15 protein-coding genes are annotated in these 7,994 nt (G+C 67.0%); all 15 read left to right on the top strand.

The features are described 5' to 3' along the window. Position 1: 1 nt before the first annotated feature. Positions 2-1,192: an elongation factor Tu gene (tuf, locus tag G537_RS0134150; RefSeq protein WP_026871507.1), complete on the top strand. Its 1,191-nt coding sequence runs from the start codon at positions 2-4 to the stop codon at positions 1,190-1,192. 340 nt (positions 1,193-1,532) lie between these two features. Then, positions 1,533-1,841, top strand: coding sequence for a 30S ribosomal protein S10 (gene rpsJ, locus G537_RS0134145; protein ID WP_026873858.1), 309 nt, complete (start codon positions 1,533-1,535; stop codon positions 1,839-1,841). A gap of 10 nt (positions 1,842-1,851) precedes the next feature. Further along, a complete protein-coding gene (gene rplC / locus G537_RS0134140) occupies positions 1,852-2,610 on the top strand; it encodes a 50S ribosomal protein L3 (protein WP_026873857.1) in 759 nt (252 codons plus the stop codon). Between the two features lie 3 nt (positions 2,611-2,613). Continuing rightward, positions 2,614-3,234 carry a 50S ribosomal protein L4 gene (gene rplD / locus G537_RS0134135; protein ID WP_026873856.1) on the top strand — a complete coding sequence of 207 codons (621 nt, stop codon included), beginning with the start codon at positions 2,614-2,616 and terminating at the stop codon, positions 3,232-3,234. After that, the gene (locus G537_RS0134130; protein ID WP_051249479.1) at positions 3,231-3,557 is read left to right on the top strand and encodes a 50S ribosomal protein L23; all 327 of its coding nucleotides are present in this window, start codon (positions 3,231-3,233) and stop codon (positions 3,555-3,557) included. Before rplD ends, G537_RS0134130 begins: the two co-directional genes overlap by 4 nt. A gap of 4 nt (positions 3,558-3,561) precedes the next feature. Next, positions 3,562-4,386, top strand: coding sequence for a 50S ribosomal protein L2 (gene rplB / locus G537_RS0134125; RefSeq protein WP_026873854.1), 825 nt, complete (start codon positions 3,562-3,564; stop codon positions 4,384-4,386). Positions 4,387-4,398: 12 nt separating this feature from the next. Continuing rightward, positions 4,399-4,677: a 30S ribosomal protein S19 gene (gene rpsS / locus G537_RS0134120; protein ID WP_026873853.1), complete on the top strand. Its 279-nt coding sequence runs from the start codon at positions 4,399-4,401 to the stop codon at positions 4,675-4,677. 3 nt (positions 4,678-4,680) lie between these two features. Beyond that, positions 4,681-5,058 carry a 50S ribosomal protein L22 gene (gene rplV / locus G537_RS0134115; protein ID WP_026873852.1) on the top strand — a complete coding sequence of 126 codons (378 nt, stop codon included), beginning with the start codon at positions 4,681-4,683 and terminating at the stop codon, positions 5,056-5,058. Next, complete coding sequence (gene rpsC, locus G537_RS0134110; RefSeq protein WP_026873851.1) at positions 5,058-5,816, top strand: 30S ribosomal protein S3; 759 nt, start codon at positions 5,058-5,060, stop codon at positions 5,814-5,816. Before rplV ends, rpsC begins: the two co-directional genes overlap by 1 nt. Positions 5,817-5,821: 5 nt before the next feature. Further along, on the top strand, positions 5,822-6,241 hold the full coding sequence (gene rplP, locus G537_RS0134105) for a 50S ribosomal protein L16 (protein ID WP_026873850.1): 420 nt from the start codon (positions 5,822-5,824) through the stop codon (positions 6,239-6,241). A 2-nt stretch (positions 6,242-6,243) separates the two neighbouring features. Beyond that, positions 6,244-6,450: a 50S ribosomal protein L29 gene (rpmC, locus tag G537_RS0134100; RefSeq protein WP_026873849.1), complete on the top strand. Its 207-nt coding sequence runs from the start codon at positions 6,244-6,246 to the stop codon at positions 6,448-6,450. A 14-nt stretch (positions 6,451-6,464) separates the two neighbouring features. Then, complete coding sequence (rpsQ, locus tag G537_RS0134095) at positions 6,465-6,746, top strand: 30S ribosomal protein S17 (protein WP_026873848.1); 282 nt, start codon at positions 6,465-6,467, stop codon at positions 6,744-6,746. Between the two features lie 3 nt (positions 6,747-6,749). Next, entirely contained in the window at positions 6,750-7,118 is a 369-nt protein-coding gene (gene rplN, locus G537_RS0134090; RefSeq protein ID WP_026873847.1) for a 50S ribosomal protein L14, read from the top strand. Continuing rightward, on the top strand, positions 7,115-7,435 hold the full coding sequence (gene rplX / locus G537_RS0134085) for a 50S ribosomal protein L24 (protein ID WP_211230614.1): 321 nt from the start codon (positions 7,115-7,117) through the stop codon (positions 7,433-7,435). The genes rplN and rplX overlap by 4 nt, the downstream gene beginning before the upstream one ends. Before the next feature lie 8 nt (positions 7,436-7,443). Continuing rightward, the gene (gene rplE, locus G537_RS0134080; protein ID WP_026873845.1) at positions 7,444-7,983 is read left to right on the top strand and encodes a 50S ribosomal protein L5; all 540 of its coding nucleotides are present in this window, start codon (positions 7,444-7,446) and stop codon (positions 7,981-7,983) included. Positions 7,984-7,994 lie beyond the last annotated feature (11 nt).

Raw genomic sequence — 7,994 nt, 5'->3', positions numbered from 1 at the left:
AATGGCGAAGGCGAAGTTTGAGCGGACGAAGCCGCACTGCAACATTGGCACGATTGGTCACGTGGACCATGGGAAGACGTCGCTGACGGCGGCGATCACGAAGGTGCTGGCGGAGAAGGGCGGGGCGACGTTCACGGCGTACGACCAGATCGACAAGGCGCCGGAGGAGAAGGCGCGCGGTATCACGATCTCGACGGCGCATGTGGAGTACGAGACGGACAACCGTCACTACGCGCATGTGGACTGCCCGGGCCACGCGGACTACGTGAAGAACATGATCACCGGCGCGGCGCAGATGGACGGCGCGATCCTGGTGGTGTCGGCGGCGGACGGTCCGATGCCGCAGACGCGGGAGCACATCCTGCTGGCGCGCCAGGTCGGCGTGCCGGCGCTGGTGGTGTTCCTGAACAAGGTCGACATGGTCGACGATCCGGAGCTGCTGGAGCTGGTGGAGCTCGAGGTGCGGGAGCTGCTGAGCTCGTACGAGTTCCCGGGGGACGACATTCCGATCGTGCCGGGCTCGGCGCTGGTGGCGCTGGAGGACGGCGACCCGAAGCTGGGTCGTGACGCGATCCTGGAGCTGATGAAGCAGGTGGACGCGTACATCCCGCAGCCGGAGCGTCCGAAGGACAAGCCGTTCCTGATGCCGATCGAGGACGTGTTCTCGATCTCGGGCCGCGGCACGGTGGTGACGGGCCGGGTCGAGCGCGGGGTGATCAAGGTCGGCGAGGAGATCGAGATCGTCGGTCTGCGTCCGACGCAGAAGACGACCTGCACCGGCGTGGAGATGTTCCGCAAGCTGCTGGACCAGGGCGAGGCGGGCGACAACATCGGGGCGCTGCTGCGCGGCACCAAGCGCGAGGAGGTCGAGCGCGGCCAGGTTCTGGCCAAGCCGGGCTCGATCACGCCGCACACCAAGTTCAAGGCCGAGGCGTACATCCTGACCAAGGAGGAGGGCGGGCGCCATACGCCGTTCTTCACCAACTACCGGCCGCAGTTCTACTTCCGGACCACGGACGTGACCGGAGTGGTGCATCTGCCGGAGGGCACCGAGATGGTGATGCCGGGCGACAACATCTCGATGACGGTCGAGCTGATCGCCCCGATCGCCATGGACGAGGGCCTGCGCTTCGCCATCCGCGAAGGCGGCCGCACCGTCGGCGCCGGCGTCGTCGCCTCCATCATCGAGTAAGGATGGCGGCTTGAGATCACGGGTTCAGGGGCCTCGGCCCCCGGGCCGGTGAAGAGCTAGGACCGTACCTCCGCCCCCCGCCGCAAGGCGGAGCGGAAAGGGCGGCCCGGGATGAGAAGGGCGAGAGGTGTTGAGCCTTGAGCCCTGCGCATGGCGGGCCCGATCACGAAAGCGTCACAACCCGGATTCCGGGCGTGACATTCGGGGCGGGCTCGGCTATGAAACGCGCCTCACCCGAGCCGCCTCGCGGCTTGGGTGAGTTTTTTTTGGACTGTTCGCGATGTGGGGGCCGGAATGAGCCGGTGTCCACCTCTCGGCAAGAACACTCGGATACAGAACGATGGACAGTCAGAACATCCGTATCCGCCTCAAGGCGTTCGATCATCGCGTGCTCGACCAGTCGACCAGCGAGATCGTCAACACCGCGAAGCGGACCGGTGCTCGGGTGCGCGGGCCGATCCCGCTGCCGACGAACATCGAGCGCTACACCGTCAACCGCTCGCCGCATGTCGACAAGAAGTCGCGCGAGCAGTTCGAGATCCGCACGCACAAGCGTCTGCTCGACATCGTCGACCCGACGCCGCAGACCGTCGACGCGCTGATGAAGCTCGACCTCGCGGCCGGTGTCGACGTCGAGATCAAGCTCTGAGGCGGTAACGATGCGCTCCGGATTGATCGCCCAGAAGCTGGGCATGACACGAATTTTCGATGCCGAGGGTCAGCACGTCCCGGTCACGGTCCTGAAGCTCGACGGCGTCCAGGTCGTCGCGGTGAAGACCGAGGAGACCGACGGCTACACCGCGGTGCAGCTGGGTGCCGGCAAGGCCAAGGTCAAGAACGTCTCCAAGGCGGTTCGCGGCCACTTCGCCAAGGCCCAGGTCGAGCCGAAGAAGAAGCTGGTCGAGTTCCGCGTCAGCTCCGATGCGCTGCTGTCGGTCGGCGACGAGCTGACCGCCGACCACTTCGTGGCCGGCCAGGTCGTCGACGTGACCGGCACCTCGATCGGTAAGGGCTATGCCGGCGTCATGAAGCGCTGGAACTTCGGCGGCCTGCGCGCCTCGCACGGCGTGTCCGTCGTCCACCGGTCGCACGGTTCGACCGGCCAGCGGCAGGACCCGGGCAAGGTGTTCAAGAACAAGAAGATGGCCGGCCATCTCGGTGCGGAGCGGGTGACGGTGCAGAACCTCACCGTCGTCACCACCGATGTCGAGCGCGGCCTGATCATGGTCAAGGGTGCGGTCCCGGGCGCCGAGGGCGGCTGGGTGCTGATCCGCGACGCGGCCAAGCGGCCGGTGCCGAAGGACGCCCCGTTCCCGGGCGCGGTCCGCAAGGCTGGCGCTGAGGCGGTTGAGGCGCCTGCTGCCGAGGCCGGGGCTGTTGAAGCCTCTGGGGCCGACGCTGCCGGTCAGGAGGGCTAAGCGATGAAGGTCGCCGTCAAGACGTTCGACAACACGACCGCCGGCGAGATCGATCTGGACGATTCCGTCTTCGGTCTCGAGGTTCGCACCGACCTGCTGCACCGCATGGTCAACTGGCAGCTGGCCAAGCGCCGCTCCGGCAACCACAAGACCAAGGGCATCAGCGAGATCAGCGGCACGACCAAGAAGCCCTACAAGCAGAAGGGCACGGGTCACGCCCGCCAGGGCTCGATGCGTTCGCCGCAGTTCCGCGGCGGCGCCCGGATCTTCGGGCCGGTCGTCCGCAGCCATGCGCACGACCTGCCGAAGAAGGTCCGCAAGCTGGCCCTGCGCCATGCGCTGTCCGCCAAGGCCGCGGAAGGCAAGCTGGTGGTGGTCGATGCGGTCGTGGCCGACAGCCACAAGACCAAGGGTCTCGCCGCCAAGCTGTCGGCGCTGGGTCTCGACTCCGCGCTGATCCTGGCCGGCGAGCAGATCGACACCAACTTCGCTCTCGCCGCGCGGAACCTGCCGTTCATCGACGTGCTGCCCAGCCAGGGCGCCAACGTCTACGACATCCTGCGCCGTGACACCCTCGTGTTGTCGCGCCAGGCGGTCGAGCAGCTCGAGGCCCGCCTGAAATGATCCGCTCTCGCAAGAAGAAGGCCGACGCCAACGTCACGCCGCGGATGTACGACATCATCCGCGCGCCGGTGATCACCGAGAAGGCGACGCTCGCCGCCGGCCACAACCAGGTCGTGTTCAAGGTGCCGCTCGACGCCACCAAGCCCGAGATCCGCAGCGCGGTCGAGGGCGTGTTCGGCGTCAAGGTCACCGCGGTGAACACCCTGATCGCCAAGGGCAAGACCAAGCGCTTCCGGGGTCTCCCGGGCAAGCGCTCGGACGTGAAGAAGGCCGTCGTGACGCTCGCCGAAGGGCAGCAGATCGACGTGACCACGGGGGTTTGATCCGATGGCCTTGAAGACCTTCAATCCGATCACCCCGGGCCTGCGCCAGCTGGTCCAGGTGGATCGCTCCGACCTGTGGAAGGGCAAGCCGGTCAAGACCCTGACCGAAGGCCTGACCAAGAAGGGCGGTCGCAACAACACCGGCCGGATCACCGCCTACCATCAGGGCGGCGGGCACAAGCGCACCTACCGGATCATCGACTTCAAGCGCCGCAAGCTCGACGTCGTCGGCACGGTGGAGCGCCTGGAGTACGACCCGAACCGGACGGCGTTCATCGCCCTCGTCACCTACGAGGACGGCGAGCAGGCCTACATCCTGGCGCCGCAGCGCCTGGCTCCGGGCGACAAGATCGTCGCCGGCGAGAAGGTGGACATCAAGCCGGGCAACGCCATGCCGCTGCGCAGCATGCCGGTCGGCACGATCGTCCACAATGTCGAGCTGAAGGCCGGCAAGGGCGGCCAGCTGGCGCGTTCCGCCGGCACCTACGCCCAGCTGGTCGGCCGCGACATGGGCTACGCCCAGCTGAAGCTGGCCTCGGGCGAGCTGCGCGTCGTGCGCGGCGAGTGCTTCGCCACGGTCGGCGCGGTCTCGAACCCGGACCAGTCGAACGTCTCGATCGGCAAGGCCGGCCGCAACCGCTGGCTCGGCAAGAAGCCGGTCACCCGCGGCGTCGCCATGAACCCGGTCGACCACCCGCATGGCGGTGGTGAAGGCCGCACCTCCGGCGGCCGCCACCCGGTCACGCCGTGGGGCAAGCCGACCAAGGGCCGCAAGACCCGCAGCAACAAGGCGACGGATAAGCTCATTATCCGCCGTCGCAAGAAGTAAGGGAGAGCGACGGTGGCACGCTCCGTTTGGAAGGGCCCGTTCGTCGACGGCTATCTGCTGAAGAAGGCGGACAAGTCGCGCGCGTCGGGCCGGAACGAGATCATCAAGATTTGGTCGCGTCGCTCGACCATCCTGCCGCAGTTCGTCGGCCTGACCTTCGGTGTCTACAACGGGCAGAAGTTCCTGCCGGTCGTGGTCAACGAGAACATGGTCGGCCACAAGTTCGGCGAGTTCTCGCCGACGCGGACCTACTACGGCCACGCGGCGGACAAGAAGGCGAAGAGGAAGTAAGCGATGGGACAGGAGAAGAACCCCCCTCGCCTTGCGGAGAATGAGGCGCGCGCGTTCGCCAAGACGCTGCGCACCAGCCCCCGCAAGCTGAACCTCGTCGCCCAGACGATCCGCGGCAAGGACGCGGCCAAGGCGCTGGCCGAGCTCACCTTCTCCCGCCGTCGCATCGCCGACGACGTGAAGAAGGTGCTGCAGTCGGCGATCGCCAATGCCGAGAACAATCATCAGCTGGACGTCGACAAGCTCTACGTGGCCGAGGCCTATGTCGGGCGGCAGATCGTCATGAAGCGGTTCCACGCCCGCGCCCGCGGCCGTGCGTCCCGCATCGAGAAGCTCTGGTCGAACCTGACGGTCATCGTCCGGGAGCGGGAGACGGCGTAATGGGTCAGAAAGTCAATCCGATCGGCCTTCGGGTCGGCATCAACCGGACCTGGGACTCGCGCTGGTTCGCGACCAAGGACTACGCCGGCCTGCTGCATGCCGACCTGAAGATCCGCGAGTTCCTCGAGAAGCGTCTGGCCCAGGCGGGCATCAGCCGCATCGTCATCGAGCGGCCGGCGAAGAAGGCGCGCGTCACGGTCTACACCGCCCGTCCGGGCGTGGTGATCGGCAAGAAGGGCGCCGACATCGAGAAGCTCCGCCAGGAGCTGGCGAAGATGGCCGGCAGCGAGGTCAGCCTGAACATCGTCGAGATCCGCAAGCCGGAGATCGACGCCAAGCTGGTCGCCGAGAACATCGCCAGCCAGCTGGAGCGCCGCGTGGCGTTCCGCCGCGCCATGAAGCGCGCGGTGCAGAACGCGATGCGCCTGGGCGCCCAGGGCATCCGGATCAACTGCGGCGGCCGCCTCGGCGGCGCCGAGATCGCCCGCACCGAGTGGTACCGCGAGGGCCGCGTGCCCCTGCACACGCTGCGCGCCGATGTCGACTACGGCACGGCGACGGCGAAGACCACCTACGGCACCTGCGGCGTCAAGGTCTGGGTGTTCAAGGGCGAGATCCTCGCCCACGACCCGATGGCCCAGGACAAGCGGGCGGCCGAGGCGGCCACCGGCCCGTCCTCGGCCCGGCCGGAGCGTGGCGAGCGTCGTGACGACCGTCGTGGCCGCGATCGCGATCGCGACGCGCGGCGGGAGGGCTGAGAATCATGCTGAGTCCGAAGCGCACCAAGTACCGTAAGCAGCACAAGGGCCGGATCCACGGCGTCGCCAAGGGCGGCACCACGCTGAACTTCGGCGCCTACGGCCTGAAGGCCCAGGAGCCGGCCCGCCTGACGGCGCGGCAGATCGAGGCGGCCCGCCGCGCGATCACCCGCCACATCAAGCGTCAGGGCCGCGTCTGGATCCGCATCTTCCCGGACGTCCCGGTCTCGACCAAGCCGGCCGAAGTCCGCATGGGTTCGGGCAAGGGCTCGCCGGAGTTCTGGGCCGCCAAGGTCAAGCCCGGCCGCGTCATGTTCGAACTCGACGGCGTGCCCGGCGACCTGGCGAAGGAAGCCTTCGCCCTGGCCGCCGCCAAGCTGCCGATCGCCTGCAAGTTCATCGCCCGCCTTGGAGAGGAGGTCTGACAATGGATATCGAAGACATCCGCGCCAAGACGCCGGATCAGCTGAAGGACGATCTGCTGGCGCTGAAGAAGGAGCAGTTCAACCTGCGTTTCCAGGCCGCCTCGGGGCAGCTCGAGAACACGGCGCGGGTCCGCGTCGTGCGCCGCGACATCGCGCGCATCAAGACCGTTTTGAGCGAGCGCGGCCAGGCGGCCGCGTCCGCCAAGTAAGAGGATTGTGAGCTATGCCGCGGCGCGTGCTCATCGGGACGGTTGTGTCCGACAAGACCGACAAGACCGTGACGGTCCTGGTCGAACGCAACCTGATGCACCCGGTCTACAAGAAGTTCATCAAGCGGACCAAGCGGTACCTCGCGCATGACGAGGCCAACGCTTGCAAGGTCGGCGACCGCGTCTCGATCATCGAGACCCGCCCGATCAGCAAGCGGAAGTGCTGGCTCGTCCTGTCCGAGGCCGAGGCCAGCGCCATGGGCGTGTCGGCCGACCCCGCTGTTTCGGGAGCGTAAACCATGATTCAGATGCAGACGAACCTGGACGTCGCCGACAATTCCGGCGCCCGTCGGGTGATGTGCATCAAGGTGCTGGGCGGTTCCCACCGCCGGACCGCCACCGTCGGCGACGTCATCGTCGTGTCGATCAAGGAGGCGATTCCGCGGGGCCGCGTGAAGAAGGGTGACGTGCACCGCGCCGTCATCGTTCGGACCGCGAAGGAGCTGCGCCGCCCGGATGGCTCGACGATCAAGTTCGACCGCAACGCGGCCGTGCTGATCAACAAGCAGGGCGAGCCGGTCGGCACCCGCATCTTCGGCCCCGTGACTCGCGAGCTGCGGGCCAAGAAGTTCATGAAGATCATCTCGCTCGCTCCCGAGGTGCTGTGATGGCTGCGAAGATCAAGAAGGGCGACCAGGTCGTCGTCCTCGCCGGCCGTGACAAGGGCAAGAAGGGCGAGGTCATCGAGGTGCGTCCGGCCGACGACCGCGTCGTCGTCCGCGGCGTGAACATCGTGAAGCGCCACACCCGCCAGAGCGCGAAGTCGCAGGGCGGGATCGTGGAGCAGGAGGCTGCGCTGCACGTCTCGAACGTGGCGCATGTCGACCCGAAGAGCGGCAAGCCGACCCGCGTCGGCTTCAAGACGCTCGAGGACGGCCGCAAGGTCCGGGTCGCCAAGGCCTCCGGCGAAGTTATTGATCGGTGAGGATGGCCATGCCCCGTCTCAAGGACCATTACGAGAAGGTCGTCCGGCCGAAGCTGAAGCAGGAGTTCGCCTACAAGAACGACCTGCAGGTGCCCCGGATCGAGAAGATCATCATCAACATGGGCGTCGGCGACGCCGTGTCGGACAGCAAGAAGATCCAGGCGGCGGTGGCCGAGCTGACGGCGATCTCCGGCCAGAAGCCGGTGACGACCAAGGCCCGGAAGTCGATCGCCACCTTCAAGCTGCGCGAAGGCATGGCGATCGGCACCAAGGTGACTCTGCGCCGCGAGCGGATGTACGAGTTCCTCGACCGTCTGGTGAACATCGCCCTGCCGCGCGTCCGCGACTTCCGCGGGCTGTCGCCGAAGGCGTTCGACGGCCGGGGCAACTATGCCCTCGGCATCAAGGAGCAGATCGTGTTTCCCGAGATCGACTATGACAAGATCGAGACGGTCCGGGGAATGGACATCGTTATCGTGACGACCGCGAAGACCGACGACGAGGCGCGTGCGCTCCTCAAGGGCTTCGATTTCCCGTTCGTCAGCTGAACGAGCAAGGA

Source organism: Inquilinus limosus DSM 16000 (assembly GCF_000423185.1).
In the GTDB taxonomy this organism is placed as follows: domain Bacteria; phylum Pseudomonadota; class Alphaproteobacteria; order DSM-16000; family Inquilinaceae; genus Inquilinus; species Inquilinus limosus.
Note: the sequence above shows the minus strand (reverse complement) of the source record. Positions and strands in the feature narration are given on the sequence as shown.

Coding starts and splice junctions, on each gene's coding strand:
- rplP (WP_026873850.1), top strand. CDS start 5,822: ATGCTGAGTCCGAAGCGCACCAAGTACCGTAAGCAGCACAAGGGCCGG.
- tuf (WP_026871507.1), top strand. CDS start 2: ATGGCGAAGGCGAAGTTTGAGCGGACGAAGCCGCACTGCAACATTGGC.
- rplC (WP_026873857.1), top strand. CDS start 1,852: ATGCGCTCCGGATTGATCGCCCAGAAGCTGGGCATGACACGAATTTTC.
- rpsQ (WP_026873848.1), top strand. CDS start 6,465: ATGCCGCGGCGCGTGCTCATCGGGACGGTTGTGTCCGACAAGACCGAC.
- rpsC (WP_026873851.1), top strand. CDS start 5,058: ATGGGTCAGAAAGTCAATCCGATCGGCCTTCGGGTCGGCATCAACCGG.
- rplN (WP_026873847.1), top strand. CDS start 6,750: ATGATTCAGATGCAGACGAACCTGGACGTCGCCGACAATTCCGGCGCC.
- rplE (WP_026873845.1), top strand. CDS start 7,444: ATGCCCCGTCTCAAGGACCATTACGAGAAGGTCGTCCGGCCGAAGCTG.
- rplB (WP_026873854.1), top strand. CDS start 3,562: ATGGCCTTGAAGACCTTCAATCCGATCACCCCGGGCCTGCGCCAGCTG.
- rplD (WP_026873856.1), top strand. CDS start 2,614: ATGAAGGTCGCCGTCAAGACGTTCGACAACACGACCGCCGGCGAGATC.
- rpsJ (WP_026873858.1), top strand. CDS start 1,533: ATGGACAGTCAGAACATCCGTATCCGCCTCAAGGCGTTCGATCATCGC.
- rpmC (WP_026873849.1), top strand. CDS start 6,244: ATGGATATCGAAGACATCCGCGCCAAGACGCCGGATCAGCTGAAGGAC.
- G537_RS0134130 (WP_051249479.1), top strand. CDS start 3,231: ATGATCCGCTCTCGCAAGAAGAAGGCCGACGCCAACGTCACGCCGCGG.
- rplV (WP_026873852.1), top strand. CDS start 4,681: ATGGGACAGGAGAAGAACCCCCCTCGCCTTGCGGAGAATGAGGCGCGC.